The 21,695-nt window shown below is 73.1% G+C and carries 21 protein-coding genes and 6 tRNA genes; 9 read left to right on the top strand and 18 right to left on the bottom strand.

What is annotated here, in order from left to right; translation table 11 throughout:
• Window positions 1–31: 31 nt before the first annotated feature.
• Together ACFV20_RS09445 and ACFV20_RS09440 are read right to left on the bottom strand one after the other, a co-directional pair.
• A tRNA-Val gene (locus ACFV20_RS09445) sits at window positions 32–103 on the bottom strand.
• Window positions 104–149: 46 nt separating this feature from the next.
• Window positions 150–608, bottom strand: coding sequence for a TIGR02611 family protein (locus ACFV20_RS09440; RefSeq protein WP_385654300.1), 459 nt, complete (start codon window positions 606–608; stop codon window positions 150–152).
• A 191-nt stretch (window positions 609–799) separates the two neighbouring features.
• Here ACFV20_RS09440 and ACFV20_RS09435 point away from each other — a divergent pair, with 191 nt between their 5' ends.
• Both ACFV20_RS09435 and ACFV20_RS09430 read left to right on the top strand, forming a co-directional pair.
• Entirely contained in the window at window positions 800–1,213 is a 414-nt protein-coding gene (locus ACFV20_RS09435; protein WP_004002642.1) for an SsgA family sporulation/cell division regulator, read from the top strand.
• A 351-nt stretch (window positions 1,214–1,564) separates the two neighbouring features.
• The gene (locus ACFV20_RS09430) at window positions 1,565–2,125 is read left to right on the top strand and encodes a CGNR zinc finger domain-containing protein (RefSeq protein ID WP_385654297.1); all 561 of its coding nucleotides are present in this window, start codon (window positions 1,565–1,567) and stop codon (window positions 2,123–2,125) included.
• Between the two features lie 80 nt (window positions 2,126–2,205).
• On the opposite strand, the gene ACFV20_RS09425 is transcribed toward ACFV20_RS09430, so the two are convergent.
• Together ACFV20_RS09425 and ACFV20_RS09420 are read right to left on the bottom strand one after the other, a co-directional pair.
• Window positions 2,206–2,424 (bottom strand): hypothetical protein, encoded by a 219-nt coding sequence (locus ACFV20_RS09425; RefSeq protein ID WP_385654294.1) that lies wholly within the window; start codon window positions 2,422–2,424, stop codon window positions 2,206–2,208.
• A 188-nt stretch (window positions 2,425–2,612) separates the two neighbouring features.
• Complete coding sequence (locus ACFV20_RS09420; protein WP_385654292.1) at window positions 2,613–3,050, bottom strand: hypothetical protein; 438 nt, start codon at window positions 3,048–3,050, stop codon at window positions 2,613–2,615.
• Between the two features lie 177 nt (window positions 3,051–3,227).
• Between ACFV20_RS09420 and ACFV20_RS09415 the strand changes: the two genes are divergently transcribed.
• Window positions 3,228–3,752: a DsbA family protein gene (locus ACFV20_RS09415; RefSeq protein WP_385654290.1), complete on the top strand. Its 525-nt coding sequence runs from the start codon at window positions 3,228–3,230 to the stop codon at window positions 3,750–3,752.
• Window positions 3,753–3,786: 34 nt separating this feature from the next.
• Here the strand turns inward: ACFV20_RS09415 and ACFV20_RS09410 are convergent, their stop codons facing one another.
• From ACFV20_RS09410 to ACFV20_RS09400, 3 genes are read right to left on the bottom strand one after another with little or no spacing between them, the layout of a single operon-like run.
• Window positions 3,787–4,611, bottom strand: coding sequence for a GNAT family N-acetyltransferase (locus ACFV20_RS09410; protein WP_385654288.1), 825 nt, complete (start codon window positions 4,609–4,611; stop codon window positions 3,787–3,789).
• A 54-nt stretch (window positions 4,612–4,665) separates the two neighbouring features.
• On the bottom strand, window positions 4,666–5,487 hold the full coding sequence (locus tag ACFV20_RS09405; protein ID WP_385654285.1) for an aminotransferase class IV: 822 nt from the start codon (window positions 5,485–5,487) through the stop codon (window positions 4,666–4,668).
• Window positions 5,484–6,527, bottom strand: a complete 1,044-nt coding sequence (locus ACFV20_RS09400; protein ID WP_385654283.1) for a chorismate-binding protein — start codon at window positions 6,525–6,527, stop codon at window positions 5,484–5,486. Before ACFV20_RS09400 ends, ACFV20_RS09405 begins: the two co-directional genes overlap by 4 nt.
• Window positions 6,528–6,705: 178 nt before the next feature.
• Here ACFV20_RS09400 and ACFV20_RS09395 point away from each other — a divergent pair.
• The 5 genes from ACFV20_RS09395 to ACFV20_RS09375 all read left to right on the top strand — a co-directional run bounded on the left by ACFV20_RS09395 (window position 6,706) and on the right by ACFV20_RS09375 (window position 7,172).
• Window positions 6,706–6,778 (top strand) — tRNA-Gly (locus ACFV20_RS09395).
• Between the two features lie 37 nt (window positions 6,779–6,815).
• Window positions 6,816–6,889, top strand: a tRNA-Cys gene (locus ACFV20_RS09390).
• Window position 6,890: 1 nt separating this feature from the next.
• A tRNA-Val gene (locus ACFV20_RS09385) sits at window positions 6,891–6,962 on the top strand.
• A 23-nt stretch (window positions 6,963–6,985) separates the two neighbouring features.
• A tRNA-Val gene (locus ACFV20_RS09380) sits at window positions 6,986–7,057 on the top strand.
• 43 nt (window positions 7,058–7,100) lie between these two features.
• Window positions 7,101–7,172: transfer RNA gene (locus tag ACFV20_RS09375), tRNA-Val, on the top strand.
• Window positions 7,173–7,227: 55 nt separating this feature from the next.
• Here ACFV20_RS09375 and ACFV20_RS09370 read toward each other — a convergent pair.
• The 4 genes from ACFV20_RS09370 to ACFV20_RS09355 form a co-directional block, all read right to left on the bottom strand.
• Window positions 7,228–7,518, bottom strand: a complete 291-nt coding sequence (locus ACFV20_RS09370; RefSeq protein WP_078506820.1) for a zf-TFIIB domain-containing protein — start codon at window positions 7,516–7,518, stop codon at window positions 7,228–7,230.
• Between the two features lie 79 nt (window positions 7,519–7,597).
• Window positions 7,598–8,533 (bottom strand): phosphotransferase family protein, encoded by a 936-nt coding sequence (locus tag ACFV20_RS09365; protein WP_385654280.1) that lies wholly within the window; start codon window positions 8,531–8,533, stop codon window positions 7,598–7,600.
• Between the two features lie 240 nt (window positions 8,534–8,773).
• Window positions 8,774–8,980 carry a hypothetical protein gene (locus tag ACFV20_RS09360; RefSeq protein WP_385654278.1) on the bottom strand — a complete coding sequence of 69 codons (207 nt, stop codon included), beginning with the start codon at window positions 8,978–8,980 and terminating at the stop codon, window positions 8,774–8,776.
• A 235-nt stretch (window positions 8,981–9,215) separates the two neighbouring features.
• Window positions 9,216–9,455, bottom strand: coding sequence for a hypothetical protein (locus ACFV20_RS09355; RefSeq protein ID WP_385654275.1), 240 nt, complete (start codon window positions 9,453–9,455; stop codon window positions 9,216–9,218).
• Between the two features lie 195 nt (window positions 9,456–9,650).
• Between ACFV20_RS09355 and ACFV20_RS09350 the strand changes: the two genes are divergently transcribed.
• Window positions 9,651–11,111 (top strand): protein kinase, encoded by a 1,461-nt coding sequence (locus ACFV20_RS09350; RefSeq protein ID WP_385654273.1) that lies wholly within the window; start codon window positions 9,651–9,653, stop codon window positions 11,109–11,111.
• Between the two features lie 55 nt (window positions 11,112–11,166).
• On the opposite strand, the gene ACFV20_RS09345 is transcribed toward ACFV20_RS09350, so the two are convergent.
• The 7 genes from ACFV20_RS09345 to ACFV20_RS09315 all read right to left on the bottom strand — a co-directional run bounded on the left by ACFV20_RS09345 (window position 11,167) and on the right by ACFV20_RS09315 (window position 21,666).
• Window positions 11,167–11,559 carry an NUDIX domain-containing protein gene (locus ACFV20_RS09345; RefSeq protein WP_385654270.1) on the bottom strand — a complete coding sequence of 131 codons (393 nt, stop codon included), beginning with the start codon at window positions 11,557–11,559 and terminating at the stop codon, window positions 11,167–11,169.
• A gap of 9 nt (window positions 11,560–11,568) precedes the next feature.
• Window positions 11,569–12,387 carry a TrmH family RNA methyltransferase gene (locus ACFV20_RS09340; RefSeq protein ID WP_385654267.1) on the bottom strand — a complete coding sequence of 273 codons (819 nt, stop codon included), beginning with the start codon at window positions 12,385–12,387 and terminating at the stop codon, window positions 11,569–11,571.
• Window positions 12,388–12,450: 63 nt separating this feature from the next.
• Complete coding sequence (gene cobA, locus ACFV20_RS09335) at window positions 12,451–13,692, bottom strand: uroporphyrinogen-III C-methyltransferase (protein WP_385654265.1); 1,242 nt, start codon at window positions 13,690–13,692, stop codon at window positions 12,451–12,453.
• A gap of 351 nt (window positions 13,693–14,043) precedes the next feature.
• Window positions 14,044–18,330, bottom strand: coding sequence for a nicotinate-nucleotide--dimethylbenzimidazole phosphoribosyltransferase (gene cobT / locus ACFV20_RS09330; RefSeq protein ID WP_385654262.1), 4,287 nt, complete (start codon window positions 18,328–18,330; stop codon window positions 14,044–14,046).
• 379 nt (window positions 18,331–18,709) lie between these two features.
• Complete coding sequence (gene cbiE / locus ACFV20_RS09325) at window positions 18,710–19,930, bottom strand: precorrin-6y C5,15-methyltransferase (decarboxylating) subunit CbiE (RefSeq protein ID WP_385654260.1); 1,221 nt, start codon at window positions 19,928–19,930, stop codon at window positions 18,710–18,712.
• A 145-nt stretch (window positions 19,931–20,075) separates the two neighbouring features.
• On the bottom strand, window positions 20,076–20,708 hold the full coding sequence (locus tag ACFV20_RS09320; RefSeq protein ID WP_385654258.1) for a GNAT family N-acetyltransferase: 633 nt from the start codon (window positions 20,706–20,708) through the stop codon (window positions 20,076–20,078).
• Window positions 20,709–20,847: 139 nt separating this feature from the next.
• The gene (locus ACFV20_RS09315) at window positions 20,848–21,666 is read right to left on the bottom strand and encodes a MetQ/NlpA family ABC transporter substrate-binding protein (RefSeq protein ID WP_385654256.1); all 819 of its coding nucleotides are present in this window, start codon (window positions 21,664–21,666) and stop codon (window positions 20,848–20,850) included.
• Window positions 21,667–21,695 lie beyond the last annotated feature (29 nt).

Raw genomic sequence — 21,695 nt, 5'->3', positions numbered from 1 at the left:
TGCGATGACGCAGGTGGGCCGCCGGTCCGGGTGGGCGATACTGGGTTCGAACCAGTGACCTCTTCGGTGTGAACGAAGCGCTCTCCCACTGAGCTAATCGCCCGGGCGCAGGAAGAACATTACCCCATGTCAGGGGGTGCCTGTGACGGTCACTGGTCCTTGATCTTCCACGGCATGGTCACGCCGAACTTCCACAGGTAGACGCCGACGAGGACGCCCACGATCACCAGCCCGACGGACGTCAGGATGATGTTGCGTCGCCGCACCTTGGGATCGAGGGCCCGCTGGGCCGCCTCGGTGACCTTCCGCTTGGTCCAGCGGAGCACCAGCTGGGCCCAGACGAACTCCGTCGCCCAGATCGCCATGCCGCCGAAGATCACGACCCAGCCCGGCCCGGGAAGGGGCAGCATGATGATGCCGGCCACGACGACCGCGAGCCCGATGATGAAGACCCCGACCTGCCAGCTCACGTGCAGCGCCCGGCGTGCCTTGATGAACTCCGGCGCCCGCGAGCCGAGCCCGCGGTGCTGCTCGCCGTGCACTTCGCCCGTCCCCGACTCGTCCGACGCCACGGCCACCTCGCCCGGCTGGTCACTCCCCGTATTCATACGGCCAAACACTACCCGAGCGAAACCAGTCACCGGAATGGACGCACGAGTCGAACGATCTCTCGGCCGGAAGAGTTACGTAAAGGCACGCAAAACACTCAGAGGGGTTTACAACGGCACCGTAGGTGGCATGTCGATTTCGCCGACGTGCGAATCCCCGAGCGCACACTGAGCGAAAGGCCCTGGCGCTTATGAACACCACGGTCAGCTGCGAGCTGCACCTGCGCCTCGTTGTGTCGAGCGAGTCCTCCCTGCCTGTCCCCGCAGGCCTGCGGTACGACACGGCCGACCCCTACGCCGTGCACGCCACCTTCCACACCGGAGCCGAGGAAACCGTCGAGTGGGTGTTCGCCCGCGACCTCCTCGCCGAGGGACTTCACCGCCCTACGGGCACCGGCGACGTCCGCGTCTGGCCGTCGCGCAGTCACGGCCAGGGCGTCGTGTGCATCGCCCTGAGCTCGCCGGAGGGCGAGGCCCTGCTGGAGGCCCCGGCCCGGGCCCTGGAGTCCTTCCTGAAGCGGACCGACGCCGCCGTGCCGCCCGGCACGGAACACCGGCACTTCGACCTCGACCAGGAGCTCTCGCACATCCTGGCGGAAAGCTAGGGCGAGGCACCCACCAAGCCGCCCGGCGCCGTCCACTCGGGGAGACGGCTCGGGCCCGGACAACCGCATACGGCATGACACCGGCGCCGATACCGCGGCTCACGCGGTCCGGCGCCGGTTCGCGCGTATACGCATGCGTACGCATACATGCCCTCCCGCACCCCTCCCGCACCCCTCCCTCGCTCCCCGCAAGTCCCTCCCCGGCCCGCGCCTCGCGGGAACCATGGCCGGTCGCCCGGCGTTGTCATCGAAACCGTGTGCGGGCATGTGGGCGGTCCGGTGGTGGTGGAGCCGTTACCATCGGCCAGCATCGGCGGGCGCCCGCCCGACCCTCAGGCCAGGGAGCGAATCGTGCTGATCACCCACGACACCCGGTGCGCCCTCGACACCGTGGTCGATCTGGTGAACACCGCACCGGAGGACGACTCGGCGGCGGACGGGCTGCCGGATGTGGCGACCCTCGCGGACTTCGTGCGGAATCACGAGATCAGCGATGTCGGGGTGCTCTCGGAGCTCGACCTCTCCGCGGTGCGCTCGATCCGCTCCCGCTTCGCCGCGGTCTTCGCCGCCCCCGACGCCCGGGCGGCCGCCGCGCAGATCAACGACCTGGTGGCGGCCGCCGGCACCACACCCCGGCTGACGGACCACGACGGCTACGACTGGCATGTGCACTACTTCGCACCCGGCGCCTCCGTCGCCGACCACCTGGCCGCCGACTGCGGGATGGCCCTCGCGTTCTTCGTGGTCGCCGGCGAGCAGGAGCGGTTGCGCCGATGCGAGGCGCCGGACTGCCGACGCGCCTTCGTCGACCTCTCCCGCAATCGCTCCCGGCGCTACTGCGACAGCCGCACCTGTGGAAACCGTCTGCACGTGGCCGCCTACCGCGCGCGCCGCAAGGAGGCGGCGGGCTGACCGCCGCCGGCCCGCCGGAGGCGGAGGACGTCGATGCCGACGCGGCCCCGGCGGGTGACGCCGGGTACCGCGGGTGGAGCTCACAGCAGCAGCAGATCGTGCAACGAGGCCATGAGCAGCAGGCTCCCGATCACCGCCAGGAAGATCATCAGCGGTGGCTGGGAGAGGGCGAAGAGGCAGCCGCGCGGCTCGTCCTGCCGGGGACGGGGCTCGTCCAGGGGGAGGAAGGGCTCGTCCCGCGGAGTACGGGGCTCGTCCTGCGGCGGTGCGGGGTGGCTCTGTTTCGTCGTGTCCAGCATCTCGCGGCGATGATGGCGCAGGCGCCCCGCCGAACGCGATCACTGCCCTCCTGCCGCGCGGGAGTGCACCGATTGCGTGAGGTCCGGTTCGGGTTGTGATCGTTTTCGCGCGCCAGCGGACCCACTGTGACGATTCAGCCCGGTGACGATTCAGCCCGGTGACGCTTCGGGCCCGTGCGGTGTGGCCGTCAGATGCCGTGCTTCTTGAGGATGGCCTCGATGTCGCTGAAGTCGTCCTCGCCCCGGGAGGCCTGCGCGGGCCGGGCCGCCGGGCGGGCGCCCTGGCCCAGGGAGGGCGCCGAGGCGGGTGCCACCGCGTCGGGCGCGCCGGCCGCGCGGGCGGCGGCCCTGCGCTCCTTGCGGGTGCCGCCGCGCCGGCGCTCCACCGCCCGCGTGGTCATGAAGAGCACCCACGCCACACCGAGCAGCCCGAACCCGGCCCAGGCCGTCGGGCTGAAGGCGGTGTCGGCCAGCCACTCGACGACACCCGTCATCACCAGGCCGATCGGCACGAGGGAGTAGGCCGCGATACGGACCGCGGCGAGGTAGCGCTTGCGGTACGCCGTGACGACCGCGATGCCCAGGCCCGCCGCGGACACGGCGGAGCAGACGGTCTCGGCAATCATCCGGTCCTCCAGGCGTCGCGCGGTCGGGTCGGGGCGCTGCGTCCCTTCCATCCTGCACCCGCGGCACCCCGGCGGGCCATGTTCCGGGCTCCACATCAGGGACATCTCCGGGTCTCCTCCTCCGCAGGTGCCGGTGCGGACCGCGCTCCCTGCGGCACCTGCTGGAAGACTGTCGGTATGAGCGACTCCACCTCCGACCGTTCCGCCGCCCCCGTCCTCGAGGTCTGGTGCGACCTCCAGTGCCCGGACTGCCGCACCGCGCTGGACGATCTCCGCGCCCTGCGCGCCCGCTACGGGGAGCGTCTGGAGGTGCGGCTGCGGCACTTCCCGCTGGAGAAGAACAAGCACGCCTTCGCCGCCGCCCAGGCCGCCGAGGAGGCGTGGGAGCAGGGACAGGGGTGGCCGTACGTCGAGGCGCTGCTCGGCCGGGTCGAGGAGCTGGGGCGTCAGGGAGAGCCCTTCCTGGTCGAGCTGGCCCGCGAACTGGACCTGGACGCCGAGGAGTTCGACACCGCGCTGATCGACGGCCGGCACATCCTGTTCGTGGACGCCGACCAGGCCGAGGGCAAGGCGATCGGCGTGACCGGCACCCCGACGTACGTGATCGGCGGTGAGCGGCTCGACGGCGGCAGGAGTCAGGAAGGGCTGCGGGAGCGGATCGAGGAGATCGCGGACCGGCTGCTGGCCGGGCGGGAACACTGACCTCCCCCTCGCCCGGCCGTCGGCTCCCTGGCCGCTACAGGAGCGGCTTGTACAGGGCGTACTGCGTGGTCACGTAGCCGAGTGAGTCGTAGAGCCGCTCGGCCGGGGTGTTGCCGGCGAAGACGTTGAGGCCGAGGGTCCGCCTGCCCTCGGCGATCGTCTGGGCCTCGGCGAGCAGCATCAGGGTGCGGCCGTGGCCCTTGCCCCGGTGGGCGGCGTCCGTCTCGACGTCGAAGACGAACGCGCTGCTCTCGCGCACCGCCAGCCACAGCGCGCCCACCGGTGTGCCGAGGTGCTCGACGATGCTGATGAGCATGCCGGAGGTGGCGAGCCCGTCGGGCAGGAGCGTGGCGTGGTCGCGCTCGGACTTGGCCCGGGCCTCGGCCTCCGGGACGCCCCGCTCCATCCAGCTGTGCGCGTAGTCCTCCATGCCCTTCGCCAGCCAGGGGCCGAACTCCGCCTCGGTCATGGGCCGGGCGCGGCTTCCCTCCGGCAGGTCCGGCGGGGTGTCGCCGAGGGCCTTCTCCATGCCGCGGTTGCGTGTGACGTAGCCGAGCGCCGTGGCGAGGCGGAGTCCGGCCTCGGAGGCCGCCGGGACCGTCGCTTCGATGCGGCGGCACCCCCAGCCGCGCGCCACCTCCTCCGCGGCGAGCGCGGCGACCGTGGCCCGGCCCCGCCCGCGGTCCGGTTCCTCGATGTGCAGCTTCGTGATCCGGGCCACCGCGTCGCCGAACACGGGATGCGTGCCGAGGTGTATCGCCCCCACGGGACGGCTGTTCACGCACACCTGGTAGCGGCGTGAGCGCGTCCCGTCGGCGTTCTGCTGAAGCGGCTCGGTCGGCCGCAGGGTCGTGGTCATCAGGGGTGTTCTACCCGCAACCACGGCCGGGGGCAGCCGAATTTGCGGGGGCTGTCAGGGGTCGAGGTCGTTCCCCGCCCGCTCCTCGAAGATCCGCATGGCCTTGGCGGTCACCGGGCCGGGCGCGCCGGGCAGCTCACGGCCGTCGACGCGGTGCACGGCCTGCACGTCTCGCAGGGTGGACGTCAGGAAGATCTCCTCGGCCCGTTCCAGGACGTCCAGCGGCAGGTCGGTCTCCTTCGCTCCGGTCCATTCGGCCGTCAGCGCGCGGGTGATGCCGGCGAGGCAGCCGGAGGCGAGCGGCGGCGTGTGGATCTCGCCGTCGAGGACGACGAAGACGTTCGATCCGGTGCCCTCGCACAGCTGCCCCACGGTGTTGGCGAACAGGGCCTCGGAGGCGCCCTGTTCACGGGCGCGGGCCAGAGCGACGACGTTCTCGGCGTACGAGGTGGTCTTCAGGCCGGTGAGCGCGCCGCGCTCGTTGCGGGTCCAGGGGACCGTGATCACGGCCGTGGAGTCGGGGCGGCGGGTCGTCTCGCCGAGGGCGACGACGAGGGTCGGGCCGTGGTCGCCGCGGTCGGAGCCGAGGGGGCCGTGACCGCCGGTGTAGGTGATACGCAGCCGGCCGAGCGGCACGGGGACGGCCTCCAGGACGGCGGCGCAGGCGCGGCGCACCTCGTCGTGGTCCGGGTCGGGCAGGCCGAGGCCGCGCGCGGAGCGGGTCAGCCGGTCGAGGTGCCGGGTGAGGGCGAACGGCCGGCCGGCCACGGCTTTCACGGTCTCGAAGATGCCGTCGCCCACGGTCAGCCCGTGGTCGAAGACGGAGACGCGGGCGGACTCGATGTCCTGCAGCCCGCCGTCGAGCCAGATCTTCACGTCAGGTCCTCTCCAGTCACCTCGTACGTTCCCGACGCTATCGCGAGCAGCCGGGACGCCTTGAGTTCGGTCTCCCGCCACTCCCCCTCGGGGTCGGAGCCCCAGGTGATGCCCGCGCCGGTGCCGAAGCGCAGCATGCCGGCGGCCCGGTCGATCCAGAAGGTGCGGATGCCGACGGCGAGCTCTCCGGTCCCCCGGTCGGCGTCGACCCAGCCGATCCCGCCGCAGTACGGGCCCCGGGGCGCCGTCTCCAGGGCGTCGATGATCCGCAGTGCGCTGGACTTGGGCGCGCCGGTGACGGAGCCGGGCGGGAAGGCCGCGCCGAGCAGTTCGGCCCAGCCCGCCCCGTCGGCCAGTTCGCCCCGGACCGTCGAGACGAGATGGACCAGACCCGGGTGCTTCTCCACGGCGCACAGGTCGGGCACCGACACGCTGCCCGTGGCGCACACCCGCCCGATGTCGTTGCGGACGAGGTCCACGATCATCACGTTCTCGGCGTAGTCCTTCTCCAGCAGGTCGGCCTCCGTCCTGCCGGTGCCCTTGATCGGTCCGGACTCGACGACCCGGCCCTCGCGCCGCAGGAACAGTTCCGGGGAGGCGGTGGCGATCTCCACGCCGTGCCGGGGCAGGCGGATCGTCCCCGCGTAGGGCGCGGGGTTGCCGCGGGCGAGCAGTGCGGTGAGGGCGTCCACGTCGGCGTGGGGCCCGACCGGCGCGGACAGCACGCGGCACAGGTTCGCCTGGTAGACCTCGCCGGCCGCGATGTGGTCACGGATCCTGCGCACCGCGGACGTGTACGCGGCGCGGTCGAGCGAGGACGTCCAGTCACCGGCGGCCGGGCCGTGCCACGCGCCGGGGGCGGGGACGGACACGTCCGCCGTCCGGACGTGCGCGAAGCGGGCGCAGGTCAGACGGCCCTCGAAGTCGGCGCAGACGGCCCAGAAGCCGCTGGATTCCAGGGCTTCGGGATCGTCGGTGACGTCGAGGAGCCCGGTGGCGACGCGGTCGCCGAAGCGGGCGAGAGGAGGGAGGTCGAGCACGCTGTCGAGTCTAGGGCGGGTGTCTCACGGGTGACCGGGGGATGTCCTGTCGCACGACCCTGTGACCTCCCTGAGCAGGGGAAGCGCAGCACGCTGCACAAACGCGTTTTTGTACTGGCCCCGGAATCCGCTAGAGTTCAACACGTCGCCGGGCCGCGAGAGCGGACCGAAACGACAGGCGGACGTAGCTCAGTTGGTAGAGCGCAACCTTGCCAAGGTTGAGGTCGCGAGTTCGAACCTCGTCGTCCGCTCGAAGGAAGAGGGGGCTTCCCGGTCCCCTACACTCCTGGTGGAGTGGCCGAGAGGCGAGGCAACGGCCTGCAAAGCCGTCTACACGGGTTCAAATCCCGTCTCCACCTCCAAGGACGATTAGCTCAGCGGGAGAGCGCTTCCCTGACACGGAAGAGGTCACTGGTTCAATCCCAGTATCGTCCACTGGATCTTTCAAGATCCGTCCCGCGCGATTAGCTCAGCGGGAGAGCGCTTCCCTGACACGGAAGAGGTCACTGGTTCAATCCCAGTATCGCGCACGCAGTGCCCATGACCGGATGCGGTCCGTGTTCATGGTCCCGAGGACGATTAGCTCAGCGGGAGAGCGCTTCCCTGACACGGAAGAGGTCACTGGTTCAATCCCAGTATCGTCCACATCACACAGGAGCCCCCGGCCGTTCGCGGCCGGGGGCTCCTGTCGTGTCATGACTCAGGACGAGAACAGCATGTGCCCGAAGCTCTTGTGGCGGTGATGCCCGTGATGGCCGTGGTGTCCGTGACCGCCGTGCGGGGCGCCCCAGGCCGGGGCCGGCGGCGCGGGGTAGGCCTGCGGGGCGGGCGGGGGCGGCGGGGCGCCCTGGGACCACTGGGACTCCAGGCGGGTCAGGGACTCCAGCTCGCCGTAGTCGAGAAAGATGCCGCGGCAGCCGCTGCACTGCTCGATCTGTACGCCGTTGCGGTTGTACGTGTGCATCGGTGCGTGGCACTTCGGACACTGCATGGTCGTTCAACTCCTCGCCGGTCGGTCCTGCTTCAGGTCTCGCCAGGACAGACTCTGTCCCGCTGTGGTCGGTTGCACCCTACTTCGCGTGCTCCGGCGTCAACTGTGGCGGGACGGTAGCCATTCGGTCACAGGCGTCCACGACGGACCGCTCCACCTCGTCCAGCGGCCGGCCGGCCTCGGCCGCCTTCGTGACGGCCCGGGCCGCGGTCTGCGCGGTGAGGGCCCGGGCAGCCGTGTCGAGCGCGGGCCAGGGATCGCCCTCGGCGGGGACGGCCGGGCCGCCGGCCTGCCGGTAGGCGGTGAGGAACCGGTCCCACTCCCCGGGCGGGAGCAGCCCGCAGGCGTACCAGGCGGCGGGGCGGGCGAGGTCCCAGGCGGGGACGCCGGCACCGAGGTCGTCCACGTCGATCAGCAGCCAGGGGCCGTCGGGCGCGGGGCGGCGTATGAGCTGGCCGAGGTGGAGGTCGCCGTGGCAGAGGGTGCGGGGGTGCGGCATCGGTGCCTCGTCGCGGGCCCAGGGCGGGAGAGTGGCCCAGGCGCGCAGCACGGGGGCGGCGTCCGGGTGCGGGCCGGCTGCCCGGAGCCGGTCCATGGCCCGGGCCGCCTTGGCGGGGCCGCGCATGGGGGGCAGGCCCTGCGGGACCGGGGTGCGGTGGAGGCGGGCGAGGAGGGTGGCGGCCGCTTCCCAGGGGGCGGCGTCCGGGTCGTCCGGGTCGACGGGGGTGCCGTACGGCCAGAACGTCACGAGGCGGCCGTGCAGGGTGACCGGGGACGGGTCGAGCGGCGGCAGGAGGAGGCCGGGGAGGCGGGCGGCCACCAGGAGGCGGGCGCGCAGTTCGGCCGGGTCGCTGTCCGGCGGGTGCGCTTTGGCGACGGTGTCCGCGTGGCGCACGACGATGCCGTCCGGGCGGTCCGCGAGCGTGGCCGCGCCGCAGGGGCAGGCGGCCGAGCGGGCGTGGGCGGCCGATCGGGCCCTGAGGGCGAGCGCGTGCACGAGGGGGGCGGGGGTCACGGGGTGAGAGTACGTGGGGGTGGAGCGCGCGGCGTCGGCAACGGCCGGAAGCGGGCTTCCGCAGTCCTCGGGCCGAGGTGCGGGGGTGAGGTGGGGGCGACCGCCGGAGGGGAAAAGCAATGCCGGCGCAGCTCCCCAGCTGCGCCGGCATCTGTGCCGTCCGCCGCACCCCCGTCCCCACGGGGTTTCATGGGTGTGATGTCCCCGCCCGGACCGCTCTTCCGGGCCTGGGGTCGCCGCTCAGCGCCCCAGCATCTCTCCCACGGACGACGCCTGTGTGGCCACTGTCTCCCACCCGTCGAAGACGAGGAGGAGCAGGACCGCCAGGGGAAGGGCCATCAGCGTCGCCACCAGCGGGTGGCGACGGCCCTGACGGCGGGGGCGGAACGCGGCGTACGCCTTGCGTCCCTCCTCGCGGAGCAGTGTCCGCGGTGCCGTGTGGGCCATGGTCCCTCTCCTGACCGTGCTCAGTTGTCGTTGACAGCGGCGGGCGTCTGACCTCGGGGGACGAGTGCTGCCACCCGCCGCTTGACCTCAAATCTAGGCGTCCGGCCCCTCCCCGGCGTCATGCCCTCGTACCGATTGCCGGGCCTCCCCGAGGATGAGCCGCCACCCGCGATGTACTCCCCTGGGTGGAGACGAGGGCGCGGGTCTCAGGGTCTTCCCCGACGGGACGCCCGGATCACCCCACTTTGTCCGAGCTCTCCTCTCGCGGAACGGGCTGTTCCACCAGGGCGAGCACCCGATTCGCCATGAAGCGCGCGGTACGCACGACCGTCCCGCTTCGGGTGACTTCGCTCACTTCCACCACGCCTCGGCGTACCGCCGTCTCCACCCTGCGGCCTGCTCTGCTCGCCACGACCTCATAGGTGCGCGTCGTGTCCCCCGCGTCCACGACTATCTCCACGCGATCACCCTTCACAGGACCAATCCCCCTTCTGCGACGGGTGGTTGGGATCACTCATCACGCGAAGTCCGCCTCTTCGCGCCCTCCCTGACCACTCTTCAAGTCTCCCACCCACCACTGACAATCCATCACGCTGAGAGGGCGCGGCCTCTGCGCGCGGGCGGCCGCGGAAACGTAAGCTGTGGCTCGTCACAGGACCGGGCAGCGGGGATGAACATGGCGATGATGCGCCTGAGGCGCGAGGACCCGCGCGTCGTCGGCTCGTTCAAGCTTCACAGACGGCTCGGCGCGGGTGGGATGGGCGTGGTCTACCTGGGCTCCGACAAGAAGGGGCAGCGGGTCGCACTCAAGGTCATCCGTCCCGACCTGGCGGAGGATCAGGAGTTCCGTTCCCGGTTCGCCCGCGAGGTCTCGGCGGCCCGGCGGATCCGCGGCGGCTGCACGGCCCGGCTGGTGGCGGCCGACCTCGACGCGGACCGGCCCTGGTTCGCCACGCAGTACGTGCCCGGCCCGTCCCTGCACGACAAGGTCGCGGCCGAGGGACCGCTCGGCGCGGCCGATGTCGCGGCCGTGGGCGCCGCCCTGTCGGAGGGCCTGGTCGCGGTGCACGAGGCCGGGGTGGTGCACCGGGACCTGAAGCCGTCCAACATCCTGCTGTCCCCGAAGGGGCCGCGGATCATCGACTTCGGCATCGCCTGGGCCACCGGCGCCTCCACGCTCACCCATGTCGGCACGGCGGTCGGCTCGCCCGGCTTCCTCGCGCCGGAGCAGGTGCGCGGGGCCGCCGTCACCCCGGCCACGGACGTGTTCTCGCTCGGTGCCACCCTCGCGTACTCCTCGATGGGCGACTCGCCCTTCGGGCACGGCAGTTCCGAGGTGATGCTGTACCGCGTGGTGCACGAGGAGCCGCAGCTGCACGGCGTGCCGGACGCGCTGGCCCCGCTCGTGCGTGCGTGTCTGGCGAAGGACCCCGAGGAGCGGCCCAGCACCCTCCAACTGTCGTTGCGTCTCAAGGAGATCGCGGCCCGGGAGTCACAGGACCTCGCCGGTGTCCGGCCGCCCGCGCCGCGCGGCGCCGAGGGCGACCGGCCCGTCGACACCTACCCCGAGCGGGTCCGGCGCCCGCAGGGACAGCACAGTTCCGGCACGTCCGGGGCCCAGCGGGGCCGGATCACTCCCCCACCGCGCGGTTCCGGCCCCTCCCGGGACGGCCACGCGCAGGACGGTACGGCGTCCCAGAGCGGGACCGGTGCACGGGGCGGGGCCCGGGCGACCGGCGGCGGGAACCGGTCGACGGGGAGCGGCAGCCGCGGCAGGACCCCGGTGCGCGGGCCCGGTGCCCCCCGGGGCGGCACCCCTTCGCGGTCGGGGTCGCGGCCGACCCCCACCGGGCGCGACGGGACCCGGGCGGGCGGCGGCGGACGCCCCGCCCCGCACAGCGGTACCGGGCGTCCGGCCTCCAGGAACACGGGCACCCGGCTGCGGCCCGCCAATCCGCGGCTGCTGCGGCAGCGGCTGTTCGTGTTCGTCGTGGTGACGTTGCTGGTGGCGGTCGGCATCGCCCTGGTCCAGGGCTGCCAGGGCCCGGCGCGGGGGCTCGGCGGCGACGGGGGCGGCGTACGGCAGGAGCACGGCCGGCAGGACGACCGCGCACGGAGCGTCTGGCCGTAGGAGGCGGCGGCGCGCGACTGGGGCCGTGCGGGCCGCGCCCCGCTTCAGCGGGGGGTCACAGCTGCGGCAGGATCCGTTCGAAGAACGCGCGGTCGCCGTCGAAGACCGGGTCCAGTGCCAGGAACTCACGGGGGGTGACCCAGCGGGTCTCCGCCACCTCGCCCGGGTCGGGGAGCACCTCGCCGCTGTCGGCACGGGCGGTCCACCAGTGGAGACGGAAGCGGCGGTCGTCGGTCTCCGACTCCCAGACCTTCGCCTCCGGTACGACGGTGAGGCCGACCTCCTCGTGGACCTCCCGCACGACCGCCTGCTCCTGGGACTCGTCCGGCTCGACCTTGCCGCTGACGGGCTGCCAGTAGCCGGGCCGGGCGACGGCCGGACCGCGCCGGATCGCCAGAAGGCGCTCTCCGCGCCGGACCACGGCGACGATCGCCTCGCGCTGTTCCATGACCGGCTCCTACAAGGTGGGCCGGCCGGTGGCCACGGCGTAGAAGGCCACGGCCGCCGCCGCGCCCACGTTCAGGGAGTCGACGCCGTGGGCCATGGGGATGCGGACCCACTCGTCTGCGGCGACCAGGGCCTGGGTGGACAGGCCGTCGCCCTCCGCTCCGAGCATGAGCGCCACGCGGTCCATGGTGTGCGGAGCGGCCTCGTCGAGGGACCGCGCCTTCTCGTCGGGGGTGAGGGCGAGCAGGGTGAAGCCCGCCTCCCGGACCGAGTCCAGCCCCTTGGGCCAGGTGTCCAGACGGGCGTACGGGACGGAGAAGACGGCGCCCATGGAGACCTTCACGCTGCGGCGGTAGAGCGGGTCGGCGCAGTCGGGCGAGAGCAGGACGGCGTCCATGCCGAGGGCGGCGGCCGACCGGAAGATCGCGCCGATGTTGGTGTGGTCGTTGACCGACTCCATGACGACGACGCGGCGGGCGGTCCGCAGGAGGTCGGTGGCCGTGGGCAGCGGTTTGCGCTGCATGGACGCGAGCGCGCCGCGGTGCACGTGGTAGCCGGTGACCTGCTCGGCGAGCTCCGGGCTGACGGCGTAGACCGGGGCGGGCAGTTCGTCGATGACGTCGCGCATGACGTCGACCCACTTGGCGGAGAGCAGCATGGACCGCATCTCGTAGCCGGCTTCCTTGGCCCTTCTGATGACCTTCTCGCCCTCGGCGATGAACAGGCCCTCGGCGGGTTCGCGCCTGCGGCGCAGCTCCACGTCGGTCAGGCCGGTGTAGTCGCGCAGACGCGGGTCGTCGGGGTCCTCGACGGTGATGAGATCGGCCACAGGGTGATACTGCCTTGTCCTGGGTGTGGTGCCAACGGCTCGGGACGGGTTGGTTACCCGCGGTTACTCGCTTGTCGCGGGGGCGGGCGGGCCGACCTTCACGACATCGCCGATGACGATGACCGCCGGGGGCTTCACGTCCTCGGTCCGTACGGTCTCCGCGACCGTCGCGAGGGTCGCGTCGACGCGGCGCTGGGCGGCGGTCGTGCCCTCCTGGACGAGGGCGACGGGGGTGCCGGCGGGCTTGCCGTGCGCGACGAGCGTCTCGGCGATCTTTCCGATCTTGTCGACGCCCATGAGGATCACCAGCGTGCCGGTCTGCTGGGCCAGGGACGGCCAGTCGACCAGGGACCGCTCGTCGTCGGGCGCGACATGGCCGCTGACGACGGTGAACTCGTGGGCGACACCGCGGTGCGTGACCGGGATGCCGGCCGCGCCGGGGACCGAGATGGAGCTGGAGATCCCGGGGACGACCGTGCAGGGGATGCCGGCCTCGGCGAGGGCTTGGAGCTCCTCCATGCCGCGGCCGAAGACGTACGGGTCGCCGCCCTTCAGCCGGACGACCGACTTGCCCTGCCGGGCGTGCTCGATCAGCGCGTTGTTGATGGCCTCCTGGGCCATGTAGCGGCCGTAGGGGATCTTCGCCGCGTCGATCACCTCGACGTGGGGCGGGAGTTCGGCGAGGAGGTCGCGCGGGCCGAGGCGGTCCGCGATGACCACGTCCGCCTCCGCGAGCAGGCGGCGGCCGCGCACGGTGATCAGGTCCGGGTCGCCGGGGCCGCCGCCGACCAGGGCGACTCCGGGGGTGCGGGTGCGGTAGTGCGGGGCGACGAGTGTGCCGTCCCGCAGGCCCTCGACGACCGCGTCGCGGACGGCGGCGGTGTGGCGGGGGTCGCGGCCCTTGGCTTCGGTGGTGAGGACGGCGACCGTGACGCCCTCACTGTGCCCTGTGGCGGGAGTCCAGGCCGTGGCCAGATCGGCGTCGTCCGACCGGACGCACCAGACACGGTGGCGCTCCGCCTCGGCCGACGCCCTGTTGTTCGCTTCCCTGTCGCTGGTGGCGATCAGGGCGTACCAGGCGTCCGCGAGGTCGCCCTCCCGGTAGGGGCGCCGGTGCCAGGTGATCTCACCGGCGTCCGCCATGGCCTCGACCGAGGGGGTGGCCTCGGGGGACACGAGGAGGAGGTCCGCGCCCGCCCCGATCAGTGCCGGGAGGCGGCGCTGGGCGACCTGGCCGCCGCCGAGGACGACCACACGACGGCCGGCGAGACGGAGGCCTACGGGGTAGGCGGGGTGTTCGGCCATGAGGTGCGGCTCCTGTTGCGGCGGTGTTCAGTGCCCTGACGTGCGGATTTTAGTGGGCGGGAGGGAGAGAGTCCCAAGTGGTCCAGTGGCTGGGCACCGGGGGCGGCCGGTGGGCCCCCCGGGGAGGCGGCGGGGCCACCGGGGAAGCGGCGGCGCGTGAAGAGTTTCGTGGGCGGGCGCTCCGGTTCTCGGAACGTCCGCCCACGGATCCTTGGGGACGCTCCGGTGGCGGAACGTCCGCCCACGGATCCTCGGGGACGCGCTCCGGTGGCGGAACGTCCGCCCACGGATCCTTGGGGACGCTCCGTTTGCGGAGCGTCCGCCTACGGATCCTCGGGGACGGCCGGTGACCTACTTCTCGGTCACGCCTGCCGAGTCGAACGTCGCCACCTCGTGCATCGCCCGGGCCGTGCTCTGGACCAGCGGGAGGGCGAGCAGGGCGCCGGTGCCCTCGCCGAGGCGCAGGTCGAGGTCGACCAGGGGACGCAGACCCAGCTTGTTGAGCGCGGCGACGTGGCCGGGCTCGGCGCTGCGGTGGCCCGCGATGCACGCGGCCAGGACCTCCGGGGCGATCGCGCGGGCGACCAGGGCGGCGGCGCCGGCGCTGACGCCGTCCAGGATCACCGGCGTGCGCAGGGAGGCGCCACCGAGCAGGAGACCCACGATGGCCGCGTGCTCGAAGCCGCCGATCGCGGCGAGCACGCCGATGGGGTCGGCCGGGTCGGGCTGGTGCAGTTCCAGGGCACGGCGGACGACCTCGGTCTTGCGGGCGAGGGTCTCGTCGTTGATGCCCGTGCCCCGGCCCGTGACCTCTGCCGGATCCGCACCCGTGAAGACGGAGATCAGGGCGGCGGACGCGGTGGTGTTGCCGATGCCCATCTCACCGGTCAGCAGGGCCTTGTTGCCGGCGGCGACCAGGTCGCGGGCGGTCTCGATGCCGACCTCGATGGCCTGCTTGGCCTCCTCGCGGGTCATCGCGGGGCCGGTCGTCAGGTCGGACGTGCCCGCGCGGATCTTGCGGGGCAGCAGACCCGGGGTGGCCGGGAGGTCGGCCGCGACGCCCACGTCCACGATGCACACCTCGGCACCGACCTGGGTGGCGAAGGCGTTGCAGACGGCGCCGCCGCCCAGGAAGTTGGCCACCATCTGGGCCGTGACCTCCTGCGGCCAGGGAGTGACGCCCTGGGCGTGCACCCCGTGGTCGCCCGCGAAAATGGCGACGGCCGCGGGCTCCGGGATGGGCGGCGGGCACTGGCGGGACAGGCCGGAGAGCTGGGCGGAGATGATCTCCAGCATGCCCAGGGCACCGGCCGGCTTGGTCATACGCTTCTGGCGCTCCCACGCCTCGCCGAGCGCCTTGGCGTCCAGCGGGCGAATCTGCGCGACGGTCTCGGCGAGCAGGTCGTGGGGTTCCTCTCCGGGCAGGGCACGGCGGCCGTATGTCTCTTCGTGCACGACCCAGGACAGTGGGCGGCGCTTGGACCAGCCGGCCTGCAACAGCTCGGGCTCGTCCGGGAATGCGTCGACGTAGCCGACGCACAGGTAGGCGATGATCTCCAGGTGCTCGGGCAGGCCGAGGGCGCGGACCATCTCGCGCTCGTCGAAGAAGCTGACCCAGCCGACGCCGAGGCCTTCGGCACGGGCGGCGAGCCAGAGGTTCTCCACGGCCAGGGCGGCCGAGTAGGGGGCCATCTGGGGCTGGGTGTGGCGGCCCAGGGTGTGACGGCCGCCACGGGTCGGGTCGGCGGTGACGACGATGTTCACCGGCGTGTCGAGGATGGCCTCGATCTTCAGTTCCTTGAACTGCTTCGCCCGGCCCTTGGGGAGGGACTTCGCGTAGGCGTCGCGCTGGCGCATGGCGAGTTCGTGCATGGCCCGGCGGGTGTCGGCGGAGCGGATGACGACGAAGTCCCACGGCTGCGAGTGGCCGACGGAGGGCGCGTGGTGGGCGGCCTCCAGGACACGGAGCAGCACCTCGTGCGGGATCGGGTCGCTGCGGAAGCCGTTGCGGATGTCGCGGCGTTCACGCATGACCTTCAGAACGGCCTCGCGCTCGGCGGGGTCGTAGCCGGGGGCCGCGGGGCCGGTGGACTGTCGGGCTTCTGCCACTGCGTCCGCGCTCTCTTCTCGGCGTTCCTGGTCGGCCAGGTCTTCCTGTTCGGCGCCCCGGGTGTCCAGGTCGTCGGCGTTCTGTGCGAGTTCGGCGTCGCCGTCGCGGGGTGCCGGGACGGTGACGGCGGGCACGGGAGGCTCCGGCGTCTCGTTCGCCGTCGCCGGCTGCGACTGCTGCGGGCCCTGTACCGGCTCCCCGGGCTGCGCCGGCTGTTCCTCCGCGGGCGGGACCGGGAGTACGACGGTGACGTCCTCGGGGGTGGGAGCCGGGGTGTCGGGGCCGGCCGCCTGGGGGGTCGGGGCGGGCTCGACGGCTTCCGGGGCCGGGGCCGGAGCGGGGGCGGGCACGGGCGCTTCGGGTGCTTCGGGCGCCGGGGCGGGGGTTTCGGGTGCCTGTGCGGTGGGCTCGAGTGCCGGTGCCGGTGCGGTGGGTTCGATTGCCGGTGCCGGTGCCGTGGGCTCGGGTGCCTGTGCGGGGGTCTCGGGGGCCGTCGCTGTGGCGGGCTGAGCCGGTGCGGTCGCGTCCGGAGCGGTGTCCGGGGCGGCGGGCGTGGCGGGGCCGGCGGGGAGCGCTGCGTCGGCGGGCACGACCGCCTGGGCCTCGGGCTCTGCGGCCTGGGCCTGGGCCTGGGCCGGGTCCGCGGTGGCGACGACCTCGGCGGCCGGGGTCGGCTCCGGGGCGGGGAGAGGCTCCGCGGTAGGAGCAGTCGTCTCCTGGCCGACCGGCTCGGCGGCCGGGGCAACGGTTTCCTGGCCGGGCGCTTCGGGGGCCGGAACGGTGGCTTGCGCAGCAGACGCCTCGGGTTCCTGCGCGACTGGCACGGCGTCAGGTGCGGCCGGGGGCTGGGGAGCAGCCGCTTCGGCGGTGACGCCCGGCTCCGGTGCCACGGGCTCGGGGGCGGGGGCGACCTCGGGGGCGGGGGCGACCTCGGCGGCCGGGGACTCCGCACCTGCCTCCGGGGCGGGAGCGTCCGCGCCGACGGCCTCGGGCGAAGGGACCGTGGCGGGCTCCGCAGCGGCGGCCTCGGGGAGCGGTACGGCGTCGGGGGTGGGGGCGGCCTCGGCGGCGGGGGTTGCCTCGACGGCGTGAGTGACCCCCGGGGACGGGACGACCTCAGGGCCCGGGACGGCCTCAGGGGACGGGACGACCTCAGGGCCCGGGACGGCCTCCGGGCCCGGGACGGCCTCCGGGCCCCCGACGGCCTCGGCGACCTGCCCGGCCTCGGGAGCGGGAGTCGGCACCGGTGCCGGTGCCGGTGCCGGTGCCGGTGCCACGGCCTGGTCGGCGGCGATCGGCGTGACCTGCTCGTCGGCGGTCTGCGGCAGGGAACCCTCAGGAGCGCCACCGGCAGACTCGGACCCGCCACCCTGCGCAGGGCTTTCGACGACCGGCCCGGTTTCCGCAGTGGGTGGCGGGACCTGCTCCGGAGCGGTCACGGCCGCGCCCTCGGCGGCAGGCAGCGGACCCGCGTCCGGACCGACGCCGGTCACGGCGGGGACGGCCAAGACGGGGGCGCCCTGCTCGGGAACCGGGTGCCCGGCCCCGGCCGCCTGGACTTCGACGCCACCGGCGGGCTCGGCGGCAGTGGCCAGCCCGGCCTGGGCAGCGCTCACTCGGCCCGCCGCCTCCTCCAGGCCCGGGTCCACGGCGTCCGCCCCCGGAACGGGCATGACCTGCTCGGCGGCGGCGACTTGAGCACCGTCCGGGCCGGCACCCACCGGAGCCTGGCCGGCTACGGCCGCCCCGGCCGCCTGCCCTTCCGCCACCACGGCCTGATCGACGGCATCGGGCCGCACCGCCTCAACCGACGCCGACGCCGACGCCGCTGCAGGTGCCGCTGCAGGTACAGGTGCCGCTGCCGACGCAGGTGCCGCTGCGGGCACCGGCTCCGCAGCCTGCGGCGTCGCAGGGCCGGTCTCGGCCGTCGCGTGGGTCGCGACCGCCTGGGCCGTGCCCGTCGGTGCCGTCGCCGGAACAACCGTTTCCGCAGGCATCGCCCCGGCGCCCACCGGGGCCGGGTGCGTGACCGGCGCGGCCCAGGGCGCGGCGGGCTGCGTCTGTGGCTCGGGGGCGCGGGGGCCGTCGAGGTACTCGGGGCCCGCGGCGGCCGGTGCCGGCTGGCGCACCGGCGCGTCCGCGGGGCCACGGTCGGCGAGGGAACGCACCGGGCTGGCCGAGCTGTCGGGCAGCGGCGGACCGAGGTGCAGGGGCCGGCGCGGGGTGATGGGCGGGATCGGCGGCGGGTCGGGCAGGCGGACACCGCTGAGGTCGACCGAGCCGCTGTCCCGGCCGTGGATCTCGTGCGGGCCGGGCTGGTGCGCGGTCTCCTGGACCGGCTCCGGCGCGGGCGGCGGGACCTCGTTGCCCCAGGCGCCCTGGGCGCCCGGCAGGAGCAGCAGGTCGTCGTCCTCGGCGGGGGTCTCGGAGAGGTAGGTGTACGCACCGGGCGCGGGGGCGTCCGGCTGCTCCACCATGCCTGCGCTCTCCGGCAGTCCCTCGCCCGGGACCTGGCCGGTGTCGGTCATGCGTACCCCTCGCCCATCGGTTGATGCTCCTACGACCAGCTCGCCCGGAACGGCGCACCGACCGCCCCGCAGTGAAGAACGAGCGTGCGTCCCCAGCGGCACGAACGGTCCGCCCGGAAAAGGCGACAAAGCCATTCACTGGCATTGTCGCGGTCGAACCACCCCCACGGCAGCTTGATCCGCGACGGTTCCGCTGTGGACTGCGCCACGTTGCGCGTCCTCCGCTTCTGCCGTACCACACACACCCCAAAACGGGCGGGTTTTCCGGACATTGACCGACGAAGCGCCGGGCGTCCTGGTGCGGTGCAGCGATCGGCCAGCCTACCGCGCGCAGTACGACAAACCGATCACGGGGACGGTCGTGAGGACCGACGCGGGATCAGGCGCCGCGCTTGGGCAGCACGCCGCTGAGCAGGAACGCGACGCTCCGCTCCTTCTCCGTCCAGGCCTTGGTGTCGAGTTCGACGGACTGGAGGAGGGCGCACTCGACGTGGTAGCCGTGCTCGGTCAGGTCGCGGCCGATGAGTTCGGCGGCGTCGCGGGTGGCGGCGTGCGTGACGATGCGTTGCGGGCGGCGGTCGGCGACCGCCGAGACGACGGCCGCTCCCCCGCCGCCGACGCGGACGACGTCGGGTTCGGGGAGGTTCTCCAGGATGTGCGGGGCGGTGCCGTGCACGATCTGGAGCTGGACGCCGAGGCGGCGCGCCGTGGCGTCGGTGCGGACGCAGGCGGTCCGGTCGCTGTCGACGGCGAGGACGGCCGCACCGGCACGGGCGGCCTCGACGGCGAAGGCGCCGCTGCCGCAGCCGATGTCCCAGACGAGGTCGCCGACGCGGGGCCCGAGGTGCGCGAGTTGGGAGGCGCGCAGCAGCTGGGTCTCGCCCTCGCCGAGGTACACGCCGTAAGCGTCGGCGGGCAGGGTCCAGCCGCGCGGCCCGGCCGACGGGTCACGGCCGGCGATCCAGCCGCCGGACTCCCCCGCCGTGTCCGGCCGGGCCGGGCCGCCGAGGACGATGACGACGTTGGGGTCGCGCCAGGTGTGGTCGGCGGCCTTGTCGGAGGTGACGACGGACACCCGCTCGCGGTCGGTGCCCAGTTCCTCGCAGACGACGAAGGAGCGGTGGACTCCCTCGAGGAGCAGGCCGAGTTCGGCGGGACCGGCGCCGGGTGAGGTGAGAACCGCCACCTTGGTGTGGGCTCGGCATACGTTGACCGCGCGGCGCAGGGTGCGGGGGTGTGCGACGACCACCTGTGCGTCGTCCCAGGGCATACCGGCGCGGGCGAAGGCCGCGGCGACGGAGGAGACGGCCGGGACGACCTCGACCTCCAGGCCGAACTCGGGGGCGCGCAGGGTGCGCACGACGCCGAAGTAACCGGGGTCGCCGTCGGCGAGGACGACGGCCGTGCCGCGGTGGGCGGCGATGCGGCGGGCCGCGAGGGCGACACTGCCGAGGCGGATGCGCTCGGCGCCGGCGGGCACCTCGGGGAGTGCCAGGTGGTGGGCGGCGCCGGCCACGAGCGTGGCGGCGCCCAGGGCGGCCCTCGCCGCGGCGGTCAGCGGCGAACCGTCCCAGCCGATCACCGTGACCCGGTCGGCCATCGTCGTCAGTCTCCAGGGGTTTTCGCAGGTGGTCTGCGTGGCGTGGTGGGGAGCAGCCCGGGGGCGGGCTCCGTGAGGGTACCCGGTGGAGGTGTCGGGGGGAGCGCCGGTGGCGTCGTCTCCGGCGTCCTGCGGGTGGTTCCGGTCAGTTCCAGTCGCCGAAGGAGGTGAAGCCGTCCCGCAGCTGTTCGCCGACACCCTCGAGGTCCTCGGGGAGCAGGCTCCAGACGATGAAGTCGGTGCGTACGTCGGTCCACGTGCCGTCCTCGGCACGGGCCCGGGCTATGCAGGCGTTGCGCAGCACGCCCTCGCTGATACAGCCGATCTTCTGGGCGACCTGCTGGGAGGCGGTGTTGTCGGCCGCCGTGCGCAGTTCGATGCGCTCGAACTTCTGGTCCGTGAAGAGCCACTGGGCGGTGACCAGGGCGGCCTCGGAGGCGTAGCCCTCGCCGCGTGCCCAGGGGGCGATGATGTACGACAGCTCGGTGGAGCGGACGTGCCAGTTGGTCTTGGCGAGCTGGATGAGGCCGACCAGGCGCTGGGTGAGGAACTCGGTGACGGCGAAGTCGATGCCACGTCCCTCGGTGCGCTGTGCGGGGGCGTACTCGGTGATCCAGGTGCGGGCGCCGCTCTCCGTGAAGGGCTGGGGCACGGAGGTCCAGGCCGCCACCTGTTCGTCGTTCATCATCGCGGCCAGGGAGGGGACGTCGTCTTCGTCGAGGGGACGCAGCACCAACCGCTCCGTGCTGATGGAGATGTTGGGGAAGGTGCTCGTCATGCGCCGCTCCGTAACCTTCGGTGAACCTTCAGGGCATGCTGAACTGCCCAGCATGCAGCATGAAAGCACTGATCCGCACCACGGGACCCTCCCCGCCGGAGCGGGGGGAGGATCCCGTGCGGGGGTGCCGCGTGCGGGCTCAGAAGGAGGCGAGCACGGAGCCGGCGTACTTGTCCTGGATGAACTTCTTGACCTCGGGCGAGGTGAGGAGCTTCGCGAGCTTCTTCACGCGCGGGTCGTCCTCGTTGCCCTTCTTCACGGCGAGGAAGTTGCCGTAGGGGTTGTTCTTCGGGGACTCCAGGACGAGGGCGTCCTTGGACGGCTCGAGGTCGGACTCGATGGCGTAGTTGCCGTTGACCACGGCGGCGTCCACGTCGTCGAGGGAGCGCGGGGTCTGGGCCGCCTCCAGCTCCTTGAACTTGAGGTTCTTGGGGTTCTTGGTGATGTCGGAGGGGGTCGCCTCGTTGCCCACGCCCGCCTTGAGGGTGATGAGCCCGTTCGCGGCGAGGAGCTTGAGGGCGCGGGCCTCGTTGACCGTGTCGTTGGGGATGGCGACGGTCGCACCGCTCTTCAGGTCGTCGGCCTTCTTGACCTTGTGGGAGTAGAGGCCGAGCGGCTCCAGGTGGACCGTGACGACGGGCACGATGTCGGTGCCGTTCTTCTTGTTGAAGTCGTCGAGGTACGGCTTGTTCTGGAAGTAGTTGGCGCCGACGGAGCCGTCCTGCGTCGCCGTGTTCGGCGTGACGTAGTCGGTGAACTCCTTGACCTGCAGGTCGAGGCCCTCCTTCTTCGCCAGGTTGTCCTTGACGAAGGTCAGGATCTCGGCGTGCGGGACGGGGCTGGCGGCGACGATCAGGGGTCCGTCGGTGTCGGAGCTGTCGGCGCCGCAGGCGCTGAGCCCGAGGGTGAGGGCTCCGGCGGCGAGGACGGCGGTGGTGATCTTGGCGGTGTTACGCACGAAAAGTGCCTTTCCTTATGACCTTGCGA

This window comes from Streptomyces sp. NPDC059696 (assembly GCF_042733745.1).
Lineage (GTDB): Bacteria > Actinomycetota > Actinomycetes > Streptomycetales > Streptomycetaceae > Streptomyces.
Note: the sequence above shows the minus strand (reverse complement) of the source record. Positions and strands in the feature narration are given on the sequence as shown.